Origin of the sequence: Rhizobium sp. 862_C5_N1_2, from assembly GCF_051811205.1 — a bacterium.
Taxonomy (GTDB): Bacteria; Pseudomonadota; Alphaproteobacteria; order Rhizobiales; family Rhizobiaceae; genus Rhizobium; species Rhizobium leguminosarum.
Genome location: NZ_JBPWPT010000002.1, coordinates 505,204 through 522,027 on the forward strand (window position 1 = coordinate 505,204; position 16,824 = coordinate 522,027).

At 58.1% G+C, this 16,824-nt stretch carries 16 protein-coding genes and 1 pseudogene; 9 read left to right on the plus strand and 8 right to left on the minus strand.

Translation table 11 applies throughout. The annotated features are described in order from the left end of the window. Positions 1-119: 119 nt before the first annotated feature. The 6 genes from ACD590_RS26590 (at position 120) to ACD590_RS26615 (ending at position 7,065) form a co-directional block, all read left to right on the plus strand. Positions 120-962 carry a carbohydrate ABC transporter permease gene (locus ACD590_RS26590; RefSeq protein ID WP_439004052.1) on the plus strand — a complete coding sequence of 281 codons (843 nt, stop codon included), beginning with the start codon at positions 120-122 and terminating at the stop codon, positions 960-962. Next, complete coding sequence (locus ACD590_RS26595; protein ID WP_024320410.1) at positions 962-1,789, plus strand: carbohydrate ABC transporter permease; 828 nt, start codon at positions 962-964, stop codon at positions 1,787-1,789. Before ACD590_RS26590 ends, ACD590_RS26595 begins: the two co-directional genes overlap by 1 nt. 12 nt (positions 1,790-1,801) lie before the next feature. Continuing rightward, on the plus strand, positions 1,802-2,872 hold the full coding sequence (locus ACD590_RS26600) for an ABC transporter ATP-binding protein (protein ID WP_439003754.1): 1,071 nt from the start codon (positions 1,802-1,804) through the stop codon (positions 2,870-2,872). 72 nt (positions 2,873-2,944) lie between these two features. Next, complete coding sequence (locus ACD590_RS26605) at positions 2,945-3,934, plus strand: alcohol dehydrogenase catalytic domain-containing protein (RefSeq protein WP_439003755.1); 990 nt, start codon at positions 2,945-2,947, stop codon at positions 3,932-3,934. 112 nt (positions 3,935-4,046) lie between these two features. Then, positions 4,047-5,372, plus strand: a complete 1,326-nt coding sequence (locus ACD590_RS26610) for an FGGY-family carbohydrate kinase (protein ID WP_439003756.1) — start codon at positions 4,047-4,049, stop codon at positions 5,370-5,372. 58 nt (positions 5,373-5,430) lie between these two features. Next, positions 5,431-7,065 (plus strand): dihydroxyacetone kinase subunit DhaK, encoded by a 1,635-nt coding sequence (locus ACD590_RS26615; RefSeq protein WP_439003757.1) that lies wholly within the window; start codon positions 5,431-5,433, stop codon positions 7,063-7,065. A 358-nt stretch (positions 7,066-7,423) separates the two neighbouring features. Here ACD590_RS26615 and ACD590_RS26620 read toward each other — a convergent pair whose 3' ends face one another. Next, positions 7,424-8,203, minus strand: coding sequence for a class I fructose-bisphosphate aldolase (locus ACD590_RS26620; protein ID WP_439003758.1), 780 nt, complete (start codon positions 8,201-8,203; stop codon positions 7,424-7,426). Between the two features lie 295 nt (positions 8,204-8,498). Here ACD590_RS26620 and ACD590_RS26625 point away from each other — a divergent pair, with 295 nt between their 5' ends. The 3 genes and pseudogenes from ACD590_RS26625 to ACD590_RS26635 all read left to right on the plus strand — a co-directional run. Next, complete coding sequence (locus ACD590_RS26625) at positions 8,499-8,786, plus strand: hypothetical protein (RefSeq protein ID WP_439003759.1); 288 nt, start codon at positions 8,499-8,501, stop codon at positions 8,784-8,786. A gap of 138 nt (positions 8,787-8,924) precedes the next feature. Then, entirely contained in the window at positions 8,925-9,260 is a 336-nt protein-coding gene (locus tag ACD590_RS26630) for an SDR family oxidoreductase (RefSeq protein ID WP_439003760.1), read from the plus strand. 73 nt (positions 9,261-9,333) lie between these two features. Then, a pseudogene (locus ACD590_RS26635) lies at positions 9,334-9,586 on the plus strand (acetyl-CoA C-acyltransferase); the annotation flags it as partial. Between the two features lie 172 nt (positions 9,587-9,758). On the opposite strand, the gene ACD590_RS26640 reads toward ACD590_RS26635, so the two are convergent. The 7 genes from ACD590_RS26640 to ACD590_RS26670 all read right to left on the minus strand — a co-directional run bounded on the left by ACD590_RS26640 (position 9,759) and on the right by ACD590_RS26670 (position 16,667). Beyond that, a complete protein-coding gene (locus tag ACD590_RS26640) occupies positions 9,759-10,382 on the minus strand; it encodes a hypothetical protein (protein WP_439003761.1) in 624 nt (207 codons plus the stop codon). After that, positions 10,375-11,067 (minus strand): hypothetical protein, encoded by a 693-nt coding sequence (locus ACD590_RS26645; protein ID WP_439003762.1) that lies wholly within the window; start codon positions 11,065-11,067, stop codon positions 10,375-10,377. Before ACD590_RS26645 ends, ACD590_RS26640 begins: the two co-directional genes overlap by 8 nt. 18 nt (positions 11,068-11,085) lie before the next feature. After that, entirely contained in the window at positions 11,086-12,072 is a 987-nt protein-coding gene (locus ACD590_RS26650; protein WP_439004053.1) for a carbohydrate kinase family protein, read from the minus strand. Beyond that, complete coding sequence (locus ACD590_RS26655) at positions 12,072-13,115, minus strand: ABC transporter ATP-binding protein (RefSeq protein WP_439003763.1); 1,044 nt, start codon at positions 13,113-13,115, stop codon at positions 12,072-12,074. Before ACD590_RS26655 ends, ACD590_RS26650 begins: the two co-directional genes overlap by 1 nt. A 4-nt stretch (positions 13,116-13,119) precedes the next feature. Next, positions 13,120-13,710: a carbohydrate ABC transporter permease gene (locus ACD590_RS26660; RefSeq protein WP_439003764.1), complete on the minus strand. Its 591-nt coding sequence runs from the start codon at positions 13,708-13,710 to the stop codon at positions 13,120-13,122. A 253-nt stretch (positions 13,711-13,963) separates the two neighbouring features. Beyond that, on the minus strand, positions 13,964-14,914 hold the full coding sequence (locus tag ACD590_RS26665; RefSeq protein WP_439003765.1) for a carbohydrate ABC transporter permease: 951 nt from the start codon (positions 14,912-14,914) through the stop codon (positions 13,964-13,966). 1 nt (position 14,915) lies between these two features. Next, positions 14,916-16,667, minus strand: coding sequence for an ABC transporter substrate-binding protein (locus ACD590_RS26670; RefSeq protein WP_439003766.1), 1,752 nt, complete (start codon positions 16,665-16,667; stop codon positions 14,916-14,918). Between the last annotated feature and the right edge of the window lie 157 nt (positions 16,668-16,824).

The window sequence follows — 16,824 nt, forward strand, 5'->3', positions numbered from 1 at the left end:
CGCAGACCTGCGGCGGCCATCGTCGGCCGCCGCAGGTTTTCTTGATCTCGAGGGAGGATTTAATGGCTTCGACCACCACACCAATACCTGTTCCCGCACGTGCGAGAGCCGGGCGCGTCATGAAAACCTGGCCCCTCTTGCTTCCATCTGTGGTGGTTCTGGCGATCTGGGCCTTCGTGCCGCTCGTACTAACGCTCTGGTACTCGTTCCAAAACTACAATCTTCAGATGCCGCCAGCGGTATTCGGGGGTCTAATCAACTACGAGTTCCTGTTTACTGACTCCGACCTGCCCCTTGTGGTCCTGAACACGCTGATCATGGTGTTCGTGCCGCTGGTCGTCACCGTAGTGCTCGGAACCGCGTTTGCAGTCATTTACGATGGCCCATTTCCCGGTCAGCCGATCGCGCGCATTCTCGTCATCACACCCTTCTTCGTGATGCCCACCGTCGCGGCGCTCGTCTGGAAAAACCTGTTCTTTCATCCGGTTTGGGGATTGTTCTCATGGCTGCAGCAGTCGCTGGGGATGCAGCCCATCGACTGGTTCTCCAGTCACCCCATGACTGCGATTATCATCATCATTTCGTGGGCATGGACGCCCTTCGCGACGCTCATTCTTCTGACCGCGATGCAGTCCTTGGACCGCGAACAGATTGAAGCCGCGCGTATGGACGGTGCCAAGAGCATAGCGCGGTTCTACTACGTAGTGCTTCCCCACCTCTATCGACCCATCGCCGTGCTCGTGATGCTCGAGACCGTCTTTTTCCTCTCCACCTACGCGGAAATCTACGTGACCACGATGGGCGGACCAGGATCGGCGACGACCAACATTCCCTTCTACATCTACTCGCGGGCGCTGATGGGATTTGACGTCGGACTGGCGTCCGCAGCCGGGGTCTTCGCGATCATCATTGCGAACATCGTTGCTTTCTTCTTCGTTCGCATCATGTCGGAGCAAATCTGATGGCCAACTCCCAACAAAAGCGCCAGGACAAGGTCCGCATGGTCCTCGGATGGATCGTCGGCATCATCATGGCCTTCCCTGTTTTCTGGATGGGACTCGCGGCGTTCAAGACGGAGCAGGACGCGGCCGCGATCCCGCCCAAGCTGTTCTTCTCTCCGACCCTGGAAAACTTTGTCGAGATGAATGAGCGCGTGAATTATCTTCACCATGCTCTGAATAGTGTTCTGGTTTCCGGGACGTCGACCCTACTCGCGATCCTGCTTGCCGCCCCCGCAGCTTATGTCATGGCGTTCTATCCGACCAAGAGAACCAGATCGCTCATGCTCTGGATGCTGTCTGTCCGGTTCATGCCTGCGGTCGGCGCTCTTATCCCGGTGTACCTCATCCTGGTGTACCTCCGCATGATCGACACGCTGAGTGCGCTGATCCTCATCACCTGCCTCGCCAATCTGCCGCTGATCGTCTGGATGCTGTTCTCCTATTTCAAGGAAGTCCCGGCTGAAATCCTCGAGGCGGCTCGCATGGACGGTGCCGGGCCGATCACCCAGCTCCGGTACCTGTTGATCCCGTTAACGGCTCCTGGCATCTCCTCGACAGCGTTGCTTGGAATGATCTTGGCTTGGAACGAGACCTTCTGGTGCATCAACATCACAGCAACGAAGTCCGGCACCCTCGCGTTGGCTATCGCCTCGTTCGCGAATTCGGAAGGTCAGTTCTGGGCCAAACTCTCCGCGGCGTCGATCGCATCGGTAGCCCCCATCCTCTTCTTCGGTTGGATCACCCAGCGCCAGCTCGTGCGCGGACTGACCTTCGGTGCCGTGAAATAACAGGAAACGAACATGTCCACTCTTGAATTGCGTAACATCCACAAGTCCTACGGCGCTGTGAACATCATCAAGGACGTCAGCCTGAGCGTCCACGACCGTGAATTCGTCGTCCTCGTCGGTCCGTCGGGATGTGGCAAGTCGACCCTGCTTAGGATGATAGCGGGCCTTGAGGAGATCACCGGAGGTGAGCTCACGATCGACGGCGAACTTATGAACGACGTGTCCGCAGACGCCCGCGGCCTCGCAATGGTGTTCCAGAGCTACGCGCTCTACCCGCATATGTCGGTGTCCGATAACATGGGCTTCGCTCTCAAGCTCGCCAAGGTCCCCGAGAGCGAGCGCAATCAGAAAATCCTTCAGGCCGCCAAAATCCTTCAACTCGAGCACCTGCTCGAGCGCAAGCCCAAGCAATTGTCCGGCGGCCAACGGCAGCGCGTCGCGATTGGCCGAGCGATCGTCCGGCAGCCCAAAATCTTCCTGTTCGACGAGCCGTTGTCGAATCTCGATGCGGCATTGCGCGTCCAGATGCGCATCGAACTCGCGGAACTGCATCGCAGGCTCAAAGCGACGATGATCTATGTGACGCATGACCAAATCGAGGCGATGACCATGGCGGACAGGATCGTCGTCCTGCGTGATGGTGTCATCGAACAGGTCGGCACGCCGCTCGAACTCTACAACACCCCCGCGAACACCTTTGTGGCAGGCTTCATCGGCTCGCCCAAAATGAACCTCGTCGAGGCACGCGTCACCGAGGTCGAGGGCGGCAACGCCAAACTCTTCATCAACGGCGGTTCGACCCTCAACGTCGCAGCGCGGCCGGGCTTGAATGTCGGAGAGACCTTGACCGTCGGTCTGCGGCCGGAGTCCATTGGACCAAGCGAGACAGGCACGGTGACGGGCGTCGTCGATGTCGTCGAGCACCTCGGCTCCGAAACACTGTGCTACATCAATCTCGGTTCCGGCCCTTTGCTGACCGCCAAGCTCGATTCTGCCGCACCGGTCGCGGTCGGAGACACGATGAAAGTTGGGGTGCTCAAGGGCAAGCCGATTTTGTTTGCCCAATCAGGCGAGGCTTTGTGAGATCGCTGAACCAGCGAAGCAACTGGAAACGCCCATCGGAATTAGTGGCGGAGCCGCCCGGAGAGACAGAGAATGAGAGCCATCCAAATCACAAGCGGTCACAAGATCAGCGTGATCGAATGCACCAAGCCGACGGTCGACTCCGACGAAGTTTTGGTGAAGCCTAGCTGCTGTGGCATCTGCGGAACCGATCTGCATATCCTGCACCATGGCTTCGTCGGAACCAAATACCCCTGCACGCCCGGCCACGAATTCGCAGGACGGGTCGTGGAGGTTGGACGCGACGTCAAGCACCTCAAGGAAGGCGACTATGTCGCCGTCGACCCGAATGTGGTCTGCGGCACCTGCCGTTGGTGCAAAGAAGGACGACCCAACCTCTGCATCCATCTGACCCCCATCGGTGTCGGTCGGCCTGGCGCGGCGGCGGAATATGTCGCTGTGCCCGGAAAGAACGCCCTAAAGGTGAAGGAATGCGTTGGCGATGGTCCCGCCGCGTTGATTGAGCCTCTGGCCTGCGCGCTTCACGCGGTGGAATCCTCTCGAGGCGTCGCCGGGCGAAATGTCCTCGTCATCGGTGGCGGGACGATGGGTCTTCTCATTGCGCTGTCGGCCAAGGCTCAGGGCGCGGGAGCGATCTCGATCTCTGATCCCTCCACCGCCAAGCTGGAGATTGCCCGGAAAGCGGGCATCGCCGACGCCAGAATCCCCGGTGAATTCGAAGGAAGCCACTTCGACGTCGTGTTCGAGGCCGCAGGCGTGCCGCGTGCGCTTGCTCAGGGCATCGAGCTTTTGGAGAAGACTGGGACGCTGGTGCAGGTCGGCGTTCATGATGCGGATAAGACTGTGCCGATCAACCCCTTCCTGCTCTACGAACGCGAACAGACATTCGTCGGCTCGAACTCCTGCGCCGCGATGTTTCCGACTGCCGTGGACCTCATCGAGGACATCAAGGCTCAAACTGAGCTGATGATCGGCGAGCCCTTCAGTGTTTGGGATTTCGAGGCGGCCGTCGATAGCATGAGCCAGGGTAAATCGATCAAGACCCAGCTCAAGTTCGATTGATGGTGCGGATGCCTTGTGGGTGCAAGTCAACCTGCGGCATCCATAATAGCGTCGCCGCTTCGGCATTGGGTCGGAGTCTTGGTTCCTGTTTAAAGTTTAGGCCGGGTGCGAAATGTCGATCTGCGGTATCGATATGGGAACGACCAATCTGAAGGTGGCGCTCTTCGACGACGCCAATCGGATGATATGGATCAAGTCGGTACCGACGCCTCGGATCGAGGATCGTTTTGGGGTCGCCACAGATGTGCGGAAGCTCGTCGAGATGGTCGAAGACTTGGTGATTGAGGGCTGGGCTGAGACAGGCCGCCGAGGTCCAATTCTCGCGATCTCGACAGCCGGGGTTGGCGAGGACGGCGTCTATGTCGGCGAGAACCTTGAGCCCATTGCCTACTCCATACCTTGGTTCGACATGCGGGCGAGCGCCGAAGCGACCGAGCTTGCGCAAAGCGACGCCGCCACGCCTTCCGCCGGGATCGAGATGGAGCCCACCCGAACGGCCGCCCTATGGCTGTGGACATCAAAGATAATGCCGGAGACGAGCCGACAGGCAGATCGGTGGCTCTGCCTTACGGACTATCCTCTTGCGAGATGGGCGAAGAAGGACTTCGTCAGCGACACGCTCGCGTCGAGGACGGGATGCTTCAACCCCAACACGCGCGAGTGGATCGAGCCTCTGCTTCGAGAGAGTCGTGCACCCGCGCTGCCACACGTCGTTTCGGCGGGAACGGTAATCGGCACGATGAAATGCGAGCGGCTTCTCTCCAGCGGAGCCGTGGACGCCAACACGCTCCTCGTAGCCGGCGGACATGATCATCCTGTCGCCGCCCACGCGATACACAAGCTCGCGGCGGACGCCCGCGTCGACTCGATGGGCACCGCGAACGTCATCTACGGTGATGCTCCGAGATTTAAGACAACGGCATTCGATCCCCAGATCGCGTTTACCGCGTCGATCGAGGGGCCTGAGAAGGTCGGTTGCCTTGGAGTTTTCGAGTTCACCGGGGCGGTCAACAAATTCTCCGGCGGCATGGAGGCCATCAGGCGCGAAATGGCGCTTCCGAAGATTTCGGGAACACCGGGCGATCCCGCACTCAGTCGGTTCGCGACTGAACGGCATCTCCTTGAGTGGGCGACCTTTAATGCGCGCCGCATGCTGGAAAAGCTTGAGCGATATGGCGTGCCCCAGGGACCTGTCTATGCCACTGGCGGCTGGAGCCGATCGCGGGCGCTGCTGGAATTGAGGGCAAGCATATTCGGCCGTGAGATATACGTGCCGGAAGAGAGGGAGCTCTCAGTCCTGGGTGCAGCTCTGTTCGCAGCGGAGGCAACGGGCCAAAAGGCTGCATTCGACACGTCGGTCTCCATCATCGAGCCGGACAGCGCGTGGATGACGGTCTACGGCGATCTCTACGGTCAGTTTCTCGAGCATAGAAACTGAGAGGCGAGCTTCGACACCCAGATTGCAAATATTTCGGAAATTGAATGGAGGAACTTGGATGTCCCAGTTCGTAAATGCGCGCGAATTCATCGTCACCGAGGCAATCGATGGCCTGATAAGAAGTTCGGGCGGCCGCCTGAGCCGGCTCGATGGCTTTCCACACATCAAGGTGGTGCTGCGCAGCGACTGGCAGCGTTCCAAGGTCGCGCTTGTTTCTGGCGGCGGTTCCGGACATGAGCCGAGTCACGCCGGGTTCGTCGGCAAGGGCATGCTCACGGCCGCTGTTTGTGGCGACGTCTTCGCCTCCCCCTCAGTGGACGCCGTCTTTGCGGGCATCCTCGCGGTTACAGGGGACGCAGGCTGCCTTCTCATCGTCAAGAACTACACCGGGGACCGTCTGAATTTCGGTCTCGCCGCAGAGCGCGCGCGGGCTCGTGGCAAGAAGGTGGAGATGGTCATCGTCGATGACGACATCGCGCTCCCTGACTTGCCGCAGGCCCGTGGTCTAGCGGGCACGCTTTTTGTTCACAAGATTGCCGGGGCTTTCGCCGAAGAAGGCGCGGACCTCGACACGGTCGCCGCCGCAGCGCATCGCGTTAATGGCGGCATCCGCAGTATCGGCATGTCGCTCAGCACCTGCACTGTGCCTGGGTCTCCGAGAGAAGCGAGAATTCCGGAAGGAATGGCCGAGCTTGGCCTGGGTATCCATGGTGAACCTGGCGTTCAGCAAGTGCCCTTCAGCGGTGCCCGGGGCGCGATCGACGCCGTCGCGAGCAAATTGGGTTCAGAAAACGAAGGGCTTCCATTGGTTGCTCTGCTGAACAACCTGGGAGGCACCTCCGTCCTCGAGATGAGCGTGCTGGCCCATGATCTCATAGGCTCCAACCTCGCGACCAGCCTTCGTTACATCATCGGACCCGCTGCGATGATGACATCGCTCGACATGAGAGGGTTCTCAGTCTCGACACTTCAGGTCACGGATAAGGATGTCCGCGCTCTGTTGTATCCGGTCGAGGTCTCTGGGTGGCCTGGGATGTCGGAGGTCGGCGAGGTTCAGACCGTTGGAATGCCAGCGCTTCTCACAACGCATGCAGCCCCGGCCTCGGACAATGCCACGGCCAGACGCATTCTCGAGAAGGCGTGCGTCACGTTGATTTCCTCCACCACGGACCTCAACGCCCTCGACGCCAAATCTGGCGATGGCGACACCGGGTCAACGCTCGCCGGAGCGGCGAACGCTTTGATCGCCGATCTCGACAAGATGCCGTTCGCCGACACCGCTGCACTTTTCCGGGCAATCAGCCAGACGCTGAGCCAGACCATGGGAGGCTCTTCCGGTGTCCTCTTGGCCATCCTCTTTGCCGCCGCCAGCGATGGCGTTTCGAAGGGACTGGACCTCGCGGACGCATTGCTGGAGGGCCTCTCCAGGATGCAGGAGATCGGCGGCGCCGGGATTGGTGACCGCACGATGGTCGACGCCCTGCTGCCTGCCTTGCTTGTTCTCAAACTCGGCCTCCCGCAGGCAGCGAAGGCTGCTCGTGAAGGCGCAAAGAACACCGCTTCGATGCTCAAGGCGCGCTCCGGTCGTGCGTCCTACGTCGGAGCGGATCAGCTCGCAGGACATGTCGATCCGGGCGCCGAGGCCGTTGCGCGCCTGTTCGAAGCCTTGGCCGATAGTCCAATTGCGTACTGAGTAAGAAAGCGGTGCCTTTTCCGAGGCACCGCCCCACCATTGCGTGGCCGAGGTCTCCATCGACCTTGCCCATCGCGGCTTCGACTTCGCTACTGCGACAACCGTGCCGATGATTAGCCTCGAAGTCCCTCACTGGCATCACCCCTCTCACTGAAGCGCGAAGAAGTATCAGCCGCATCAAAGCGAGGAGCGCCCGTCGACACGACAGAGGACTCGAGATTGAGAAAGGTCCTACAGCTGATACAAGAAACGTCATTTGGATGCCTCCCATATGAGCGCCAAAAAAACTGCGGGCGAAGGTCGCCCGCAGTTTTCCCCGGCTCTGGGAGGGAGGCCGGTTTCCGCTACACGAGCGGACTTAATCGTTGAACTTGACCGCCCGTGTGAGCTTGGCGATTTGGGCGATGGTTTCCTCGCCCTTCGTGCGTTCACGTTGCCAGATGTTGCGGCCGACGATGACGCCGCGAGCGCCCGAACGAATGGTCTGGGCGACGGCGTCGACAGTGTCGGCCGGATCCCCAGCCAACGGTCCGCCCGCGATGACCAACGGCACCTTGAGCTCCTCGACGAGACGCTTCGTGCGCTCTTCGCCTGGGAACGCGATCTTGATGATGTGCGCCCCGAGGTCGTAGGCAATACGAGCGACCTTCTCCTCAGCGACAATGACTTCCTCGCTCCTCGGCGCGCCGATGATGACGGGCTCCAGAACCAGCGGGATGTCCCAATGATCGCAAGCCGCAACGACCTTGCCGACGCGGGTACACATTTCAACACGTTCGGGATTGCTCATGTTCCAAGGGAACAGCACCTTGACGGCATCGACGCCCATGCGAACGGCCTCTTCCACCGTGGTGATGAGGCCGTGGGAGCCGCCTTCAAGTACGCGGTAGTCGTAGTATGTATCGATGGTTAGCACGCGGGTCAGATGCGGATTTGCGGCGAAGAACTTCTCAGTCTGCTTCACCTGGCCCGGAGTCATCATAAAGCCGGTGACGTCGTTGTTCGCCCAGGCAGCAAAGGGGGCCGAAGGCGTCTCCAAGCCTTCGATGCGGTCGAAAATCAAGCCATGGTCGACTGGCATAATGATCGCCACCCGATCACTTGGGAGAGTACGACGTAAACGATATTCCATCGACATTGAGATAAATCCTGTCTTGCGTTGGCACGATGCTGCCAACCTCCTCCACTCTGATCTTGTCCCTTCTGTACGGACAAGACGGACGTTGCGTATCTATGCCTTGTCTACGGAAACTGTCAAGCGCCAATTGCACTTGACGTTGCTGTCGGGTCGAAAGCGCTCGCAAATCGGGCGTCAGCGGTATAGGCAAATTTGACGTGACTCCCACCAGCAGAAAACGCGCGTAACCCGCTAAACCCCTATTTCACAGGCTGTCGGAGAGCCAGAAAACGCAAATTTTCTGAGTGTCAAAGCCTTGATTGACGCGGCCAATAGAAATACCTACTGTTCATCTTGTACGGACAAAACTGCGGGTGCACCGTCACCGGGCGGACGGGGACGTCTACGGCTCCTTTACGAGGTTTGTCCGATCGCGACGACCGTCGAGGCTTCTGGCGGAAGATGTTCGACGGGTTCGATGCCGATCCTCGCTCTGCCGGCTGAAACGCTACACGACCGCGTCCCCCCAATCTTCGGAGGAGCGTCCCAAGTCGAAGCGATCGAGGCAGCATACTTAGACTCCAAACTGGAACTCCAGCACTGACAAGGGTACCCGACATGTACCTCGAAAAGTTTAGGCTCGACGGCAAGACTGCTTTTATAACCGGAGGAGGCCGCGGCATAGGCCTGTCGACCGCGGAGGCTCTCGCCGAGGCGGGGCGCGAAGGTTATAATCTCGGACATGAGCGCCGAGGTCCTCAAGGAGGGCGGTGAGATCATGAGGTCCAAAGGCTACGACGCGGAAGCTATTGTTCTCGACGTCACCGACTCCAAGGCGGTCGCCGAGGCGGCCCGCGAGTCGAACGGTCGCCATGGGGGTGTCGACATTCTCGTGGCCAACGCTGGGATCGCCTGGCCCGACACAGGCGGCGAAGAGACGCATGGGGCGGGAGACGAGTTTATCGGCGTCCTAGCTGCCGAAATTGCGTCTGGTAAAACGATGAACGACGCGCTTAAAAAGGCGAATATGGATGCGGCCAAACTCGTTGGCACTCCGGAAACGGACCGACTTGGATGAAGTTATCAGGTGTAGGACTCCCACATCGTTCAAGGCGGGCATGTTGCGCGGCTCGATGATCCCCTACCACTTCGCAGGTTATGGCGTTGTCGCCGTGGAGCCGGGATTGTTCGGTCTCGTGCCTATTCCGGCAGTTCGCAAGGTGCTCGAAAAAGCGAGATGAACCTTTGCGGACATCTAGCGCCCAGAGATCAACGAAGTCCTTGCCGCGGCACCGATCGCGGTGATGCGTGAACTCGGCCTGCCGGAGAGATCGTCAACGTCGAGGGCGGAGCCTTCGCGCATGGTCAGCCATCGGCGCCGCGGGAGCGATCCTCATCACCCGTACGACGGCTTGTACGGAGATTTGGCGGGATGCTCCGTCTGCTTGATCAATATTTGAAATTAACCGCCTTGTGTCAGCGCCCGAGCGAAAGTTGTAGCTGGCCCCATCAGGATCTAGCGCCCGGCGTCTGGCTCCACTAGCTGTCCGCCGGGCGCACGCAGCGAGGCACAAACCTATTCGGGGGAGCAATTAATCTCTGTGCTGTCTTGGGATGGAACACTGCGAGTGCGAGCGCTGAAATTGGTCGGCATCCACCAGTTCGGCTCGTTGCCAAGCAACATCTGGAAAAAGCCGGCCGCGTATTCCGTGTCTTCACTCGCATTCTCCCGGAAGGACCACCAGCTTCGAAGATCATCAACCATCTCGCTGACATGGACGTCGATGTGAAACTCCTGGTCCATCGTCGCTGCGTAGACCGTCAAACAGAACGTCGTAGCGACATATCCTTCAGGCCAAAACCCAGCTGCCGATCTTGGGTCGATGCCTGCGGGAGCACATTCTGCGCTAATCGGCATGTCCGCTACGAGTTCGCGCAAGACAAGAGAAGGTGCAAATCGAAAAAAGTCCTGTCGCTCTACCCTCTCCTTCGGCTTCTGACGATCGATGCTTTCCAGCCAACGAACGAATGCTCCAGCCAGCTTGATGTCGTCAACGCGAAAATCGCATTCCATCGCTTTGCCGCAGAACTCGGCGTGTGACCGAAAGGCTGCCTTGAACCAGCGTAGCTGCCTTACGGCCAGTCTGAGCGGCTTGTTGGTCCCAGGAAGGTTGCGGATTGAGCGGGATAGATCAAACATAGTTGGCGCACCGTTCAAGAAGCGCAGCTAGCGCAGCGGTATCCTTCCTACGATATAGACTTAATACTTTTTCTTGAAGCGCCACCGTAAGCTCCGTCGCGGCGAAAATCACTGCCTCACGGTCGGGTTCGTCCGGGTCGGCCAGCATCGAAAGTAATCCTGCGAAAACGGCAACGACGTTTGTTCCGGAACGGGTGACAGGCGATTGGTCGTCCAACTGGTCAATCGCGATCGACCCATCATCGGCCAGCTGCAGCGTCAAACGGGCCGCAAGCTCGAAGACATCTTGAGAACGTGCTAGTTGCGCAAAGGCCCGACGACCGGCGCTTTGATTGGCCAGTGCTCTTTTGGCACCGATGTGACTCAATACGAGCTTCATCGTCTCATAAAAAGCGGCCGAAAACGCTTGCTCCGGATTCGAAGAAGCAATGACCGCGCGCAGGCTTGTGGGAATTTTCGACCTTTCGCCTAAGACGGAATGCGCAACATTGCACACAAAATGATCAAAGTTGCGGGCCACAACCTCAATCTCGTTGAGAGCGGAAAGAGCTAAACCAGATGCAGGCGCCGGGAGCCGACGTGGCGCAGTCTCTCGTACCGAGTCTCGCCCCTTTCGGAGATTATAGCGCAATACCCTCAATGCGTCTTTAAGCTGCGTTGTTTGTGGAGCGAATTCCTGCGACATCCCGACCTCCTTTGCTCATTATGCGCGTTCTAGGTCTGAAATATCATAACCCAACCCGCGCCTCGATGTCCTCTTTATAAATGTTCGAGTGGCGTCATAATCTCGCACGCCAGCCTGGCTCCCCAGACCCGTCGCATTCAATGCGGACGACGCTTGGCCAAGTTCGACTGCATCTCGCGGCGACAGTCCCTTTACCAGACCGCTAGCGAATCCGCCGTTAAAGCAGTCACCACATCCGCATGTGCACTTCACCTCGACCTCGAACGCCGGCGAGTGGAACTCCAGGCCGGACTGGTCATGGTAATAGGCGCCCTCGGCTCCCAGGGTCAGAATGATGCACTTCGCGCCCCTGCCAAGAAGAAAATCCGCGAGGTCCTTGTTATGGGTCAACCCAGAGAGCGCCCGGGCTTCCTCTTCAGAAGGAAGAAAGTAATCCGTGTAGGGCAACAGAGCTTCGACTTTAGGGAGATCGTCGGATGTTGAAGCGAAGACGTCGAGCGTTGTCGTGACACCGCGACGGCGGGCTTCAGCCATGATTTCAGCCGTACGACCACAGTCATCCATCCGGTTCATCAGGCCGACGCCGCCGACATGCAGAATTTTAGTGTCAAGAACGCGGTCTATTTCGGAATCTGATACGAAGAACGCATCGGTCGCTCCGCGCTTGTGGAGTGCCGGTCGCTGACCGTTCGGCCTAGTCGTCACGATGGAGCAGGATGTTGAGTAGCCCTCGTAGCGGCGCATCATCGTCGTGTCTACACCGAAAGACTGAAGCTTCATACGGACCCAGTCGCCCATATCGTCATAGCCCACTCCGCCGACCGCTTGTACCCGAAGCCCGTACTTGGCAGCTACGATCGCCGCGGATCCGGCCGCTCCGGATACCGCGAGTGTAAAGTCTTCCACGAAAAGCGTTTGCCCCTCTGGAGGGATTTCCGTGACGGGTCGGCAAAGGGCATCGAAAGTGTAAAAGCCGACGCAACTGAAATCAAAGGCGGCCGACATCATTGAACCCCGATCCTGTTGCCGTCACTGTCGAAGTAGTAGAGCCGGCGAGAATCAAACCCAATCGATATGGTGGAATCTATTTTTGCCCGGAAATCCCGGCCGGCTTTGATTTCAAATGTCCTCTCTGAGGTGCGGACGGATAGGTAAGTGATGTCCCCGGTCGGCTCGACACCGTAAACGACGCCTTGGAGATTTTCGCCACCAACCACGCAATCCTCCGGCCGGAAACCGAGGGTAACCTCACCCGACAGCTTAGCCGGGCAAGCGATCTTCACGCCGGGAGCCGAAAAAGCTCCACCTTGCGCCAATCCCGACACCAAGTTCATCGGGGGCGATCCGATGAACCCCGCTACGAACGTATTTGCCGGATTCGAATAGATTTCATCGGGGGTGCCGATCTGCTGAATTACGCCCTTGTTCATGATGACGATCCGATCCGCAAGCGTCATTGCCTCGATCTGGTCGTGGGTCACGTACACCGTGGTTACCTTCAGGTCGCGCTGCATGTGCTTGATCTGGACGCGCATGCTGGCACGAAGCTTAGCATCGAGGTTGGAAAGCGGCTCGTCCATGAGGAAGACTTGCGGCTGGCGAACGATAGCACGTGCGAGCGCAGCGCGCTGTCTCTGACCACCCGAAAGCGCGCCAGGCTTGCGTTCGAGAAACGGCCCGAGCTCAACCATATCCGCGGCCCGACGAACGAGGCCGTCATGCTTGTCCTTTGGAATACGCCTCATTCTCAAGGGAAACCGAATGTTCTCATAGACCGACATGTTCGGGTACAGAGCATAGCCCTGGAAGACCATGGCAACGTCTCGATCTCGGGCATCGACTTCGTTCATAACGTTGCCGTCTATGCGAATCTCCCCTCCAGTAGGTTGTTCCAGACCGGCAATCATGCGCATGGTTGTCGTTTTGCCGCAGCCGGATGGCCCCAAGAGGACGAGAAACTCCTCGTCAGCGATATCGAGACTCACGTCTTTGACACCAAAGAAGGAGCCAAAGCTCTTCACGACATTCTTAAGTTCAATAGAGGCCATGGAATTATCCTTTCACAGCGCCCATCGTGAGGCCGCGCGAGAGATGCTTCTGGATCAAGATAACGAGGATCAAGATCGGAGCGAATGCGAGGAACGAGACGAGTGCGATTGCGTTGTAGATCACCCCGTCGGAGCCACCTGTGAAGTTGGCGAGCGCAACGGACATCGTGTAGGCCTTGGAGGTCGACGCGATGAGGAGGGTGAAGAGAAATTCGTTGATTGCGAAGATTGAGGCGATCACCGCAGCCGTTATGATACCGGGGAGGCACGCCGGGATCATTATTTCCCAAAGAATGGTCAAATCTCCCGCGCCGTCGGTGCGGGCAGCGTCTTCCAGTTCTTTTGGAATATCGAGCATGTAGCTGCGAATGATCCAAGTGACGAGGCTGAGGTTGATCGCCGCGTAAATGAGCATCAGAGCCCAAACGGAATCCAGCAAACCCATATTCTTGAAAAGAAAGAAGATCGGCACCGCAACGATGGCCGGCGCCATCATCCGCGTCGACAGGATGTAAAAGCCAATGTCCTCTCGGCCGCGGAACTCATAGCGAGCCAAGGCGAAGGCTGCGGGAATCGCCAAAATCAGATCGATCACGACGGAACCTGCGACCGCAACGACTGAGTTTCTAAGATAGGACGCTATCGGCCAGTCGCTGACGAGCAGGCGCCATGCGTCCAAGCTCCAGGTGGGCCAGTAGATCGGCCTCGGCACAATGATTTCCGTTCTTGGCCTGAAGCCGATTGTCAGGAACCAGACAATGGGAACGAGACAAACGAGCGCCCATGCGACAAGGATGATGTAGCGAAGGAGGAGGCTCTCACCGCCGCTTTTTCGAATACTGGCCATGTCATGATTTCCCGGATTTGAATGCGCGCTTCACGACGGTTTGTGCGATTACGATCGTGAAGATCAGCATCAGCACCGACGCCGCGGACGCGTATCCGAAATTGAACATCCTGAAGCCCTGACGATAGATGAAGAAGCTCATCGTCTCCGTCGCACCGCCCGGTGTGCCTTGTGTCATGATGTACACGTTCGTGAACATTGTTGTGATGTCGATGCCGCGCAGCGTCACGGCAACCACGATGATAGGCTTCATCATCGGCAGTGAGATATTCCAGAAAATGCTGCTCCAGCTTGCCCCGTCCAATCGAGCCGCTTCCTCTATCTCCTCGTCCTGCCCCTGAAGGCCGCCGACAAAGATGATGAAAAGAAAGGGCGTCCACTGCCATACGTCCGCGACGATCAGTGTCAGTCTGGCGAGCCAGATGGACGCAAGCCAGTCGACGTTGTTAGAGACCACTCCGATCGACATGAGGATATCGGATATTACGCGGCCGTCATTGAACGCCAGCTTCCAGATGAACGCTACTGCCGATGGCATGAAAAGCATCGGCATCAGGAAAATGATCCGCCAGCCGCGGACAAACGGGTCGCGGTAACAGAAGAAGGCCACAGCCATCGCGATCACGGACTGCAGAGCGAGGGATATGCCGCCGATGATAGCGGTGTTCCCCAAAGCGGCCCAGAACTCGCGATCTTGAATGATCCGCGTGTAATTGCCGAGCCCGACCCAAGACCAATTGACGAACTTGACCACAAACAAGCTTTGGTACATCGCGAATAGCCCCGGATACAGGGTGATCACGAGCAGATAGGCTACAGCAGGTCCAACTAAGAGATATGGGAAGGCCTTCCTCGCCATTGCCGAACGGGGACGAGGTCTAGCGGTTATCTTGATTGGGGAGGCGGCAAACGCCGCCTCCGTTTCAAGTCGTTGAGCGGAATGTGTCTTCATCTTAGAACGGCAATGCCTTGCCTTTGCCTACATAGAGCCCCGGCTCCGCATCCGCGTAAGCGATCGGGCCGTTTCCACCGGAGAAGCCATTCTTCTCCAAGATACTCTTCCAGGCCTTTTCCCCGTTTTCGAGGGCTTCCTTGGCTGAAATCTGACCAGTGACTGCCCGGTTGATTTCATTCCCGAGTGCCTGCTCCATTTCGAACATCCCAGGAATACGGGGCGCGCACCATGCGTGCTCCAGGCTGTCCGCCCAGACCTTCATAGGTTGGCTAACCGCCCGAAGACGTTCGTTTCCGAGGACTGAACGGTAGCCTGGAGCAACGCCATTCGCATTGGCTTCGTTCATCGCCATGATAGACGAAGTCGTGAGGAACGCGAGCATAAGGAATGCGCCCTCGGGATTTTGCGACGTGGCCGCGACACAGGAGGTCGAACCGGCAATGTTCGGCGGGGCGAATACACCGCCCGAAATCCGCGGCTCGTAGATCGTAACGAAGTCATCGACGATCTTCGACTGATCAGGCCGCATGGCTTGCGTGCCGCTGTCCTGCCAGCTGATGTTTGTTGCAACCTGGCCACCAAGCCAGGCGGCACGGTTTTCACCCCAGCCGGCGCCCGATACGCCTTCGATGGCGTTTTTCTGAAGAGCCATGATGATATCCATGGCCTTCATCCCGGCATCGCTTGTCAGCTGGGGATTCCATTTGCTGTCGAACAAGGTAAGACCGGCTTGTGCCGCGATATGCTCCCACGTGTAAGTTGCCCAGAAACCACGAGCCGCCATTAAGCCCACGCCCGCCACGCCACCACCGAGCTTGTTTGCTTCGGCAGTGATGCGAATGAGTTCGTCGTAGCTCGGTACCGATTGAGCTCGATCAATGGGTCCGCCGAGTATCTTCTCGATAATCGACTTTCGCAGGTGCACCATCTGAACGTCGCAGTCGAACGGAATGCCGACAAGCTTGCCGCCGACATAGCCGTAGTTCAGACGGTAGGTGTCATAGAAGTCGTCGAGTGGTAGTTTCCATTTCTCTGCGTATTCGCTGAGATCGGCGAGAAATCCTGGCCCCGCAAAGTCTCCGAGCCAGGGCGAGAAGAACTGCAGAGCATCGAAGGAGGCATTGCCGGAAATGAACTCCGAAACCGCCTTATCGTAGAAGCTATCGTCCGGGATGGGAACCAGTTCGACCGTGATGCCCGACAGCTGTTCAAAGGGCTTAAGCCCCTCGGCCGCAGACTCCTGGTCGGCAGCGCCTACAGCAAACCTGACTGTCTTTCCGCTCTGCTCCGAGCGAACCTTTTCCCAGTCTACCGTACGAATCCAGTCCTTCGCCGGATCCCACAGTGGATCATCAGACATTTTGTAGAGCTTGCGGTAGTCCTCGCGGACATAGTCTTTAACGGAAATCTTGTCCAAAACGGATTGAACATCTGGAAGACCCGATTGCGCAAACGCGGGCAGCCTGAGGGCCGTGGCGGCGCCTGCAGCAAGCCCGAAAGCTGCGGAATGCCTCAGGAATCCGCGGCGGGATACGCCCGAACTTAAAACTGTCATGTTGTACTCCTCCCAATCTGAATAAATCAGCTGAATGCCAATGGAGGCAAGTAGGTCTGGCGCGGCCTCCACTCCGCTCCGGTAGCTCTCGCTCGTTTTCAGAGGCGAACAATTGCTATTACAAAATACAATGTGTTCATGACGCGCGCCTGTCAACCATTTTTTTGGCTGTTTGTTCGCGCGAAATGCGAACATAGTCCTTTTTAAAAGCACCTTTGTGCGCTGCAGCGATTGTTTAGGGAGCAATCGAACCGATCTATCCACTGGGTGATAAATCTTGTACAGGACAGGAAATTCAAAACTCGGCGACGCCGCGGTCGTTTGCGGAAGATGGGTGAACCCTCATGGCGTT

Bases quoted from the DNA above. Each gene is read 5' to 3' on its own strand.
- ACD590_RS26590 (WP_439004052.1), top strand. From the start codon at position 120: ATGAAAACCTGGCCCCTCTTGCTTCCATCTGTGGTGGTTCTGGCGATC.
- ACD590_RS26595 (WP_024320410.1), top strand. From the start codon at position 962: ATGGCCAACTCCCAACAAAAGCGCCAGGACAAGGTCCGCATGGTCCTC.
- ACD590_RS26600 (WP_439003754.1), top strand. From the start codon at position 1,802: ATGTCCACTCTTGAATTGCGTAACATCCACAAGTCCTACGGCGCTGTG.
- ACD590_RS26605 (WP_439003755.1), top strand. From the start codon at position 2,945: ATGAGAGCCATCCAAATCACAAGCGGTCACAAGATCAGCGTGATCGAA.
- ACD590_RS26610 (WP_439003756.1), top strand. From the start codon at position 4,047: ATGTCGATCTGCGGTATCGATATGGGAACGACCAATCTGAAGGTGGCG.
- ACD590_RS26615 (WP_439003757.1), top strand. From the start codon at position 5,431: ATGTCCCAGTTCGTAAATGCGCGCGAATTCATCGTCACCGAGGCAATC.
- ACD590_RS26620 (WP_439003758.1), bottom strand. From the start codon at position 8,203: ATGTCGATGGAATATCGTTTACGTCGTACTCTCCCAAGTGATCGGGTG.
- ACD590_RS26630 (WP_439003760.1), top strand. From the start codon at position 8,925: ATGAGCGCCGAGGTCCTCAAGGAGGGCGGTGAGATCATGAGGTCCAAA.
- ACD590_RS26640 (WP_439003761.1), bottom strand. From the start codon at position 10,382: ATGTTTGATCTATCCCGCTCAATCCGCAACCTTCCTGGGACCAACAAG.
- ACD590_RS26645 (WP_439003762.1), bottom strand. From the start codon at position 11,067: ATGTCGCAGGAATTCGCTCCACAAACAACGCAGCTTAAAGACGCATTG.
- ACD590_RS26650 (WP_439004053.1), bottom strand. From the start codon at position 12,072: ATGTCGGCCGCCTTTGATTTCAGTTGCGTCGGCTTTTACACTTTCGAT.
- ACD590_RS26655 (WP_439003763.1), bottom strand. From the start codon at position 13,115: ATGGCCTCTATTGAACTTAAGAATGTCGTGAAGAGCTTTGGCTCCTTC.
- ACD590_RS26665 (WP_439003765.1), bottom strand. From the start codon at position 14,914: ATGAAGACACATTCCGCTCAACGACTTGAAACGGAGGCGGCGTTTGCC.
- ACD590_RS26670 (WP_439003766.1), bottom strand. From the start codon at position 16,667: ATGTTCGCATTTCGCGCGAACAAACAGCCAAAAAAATGGTTGACAGGC.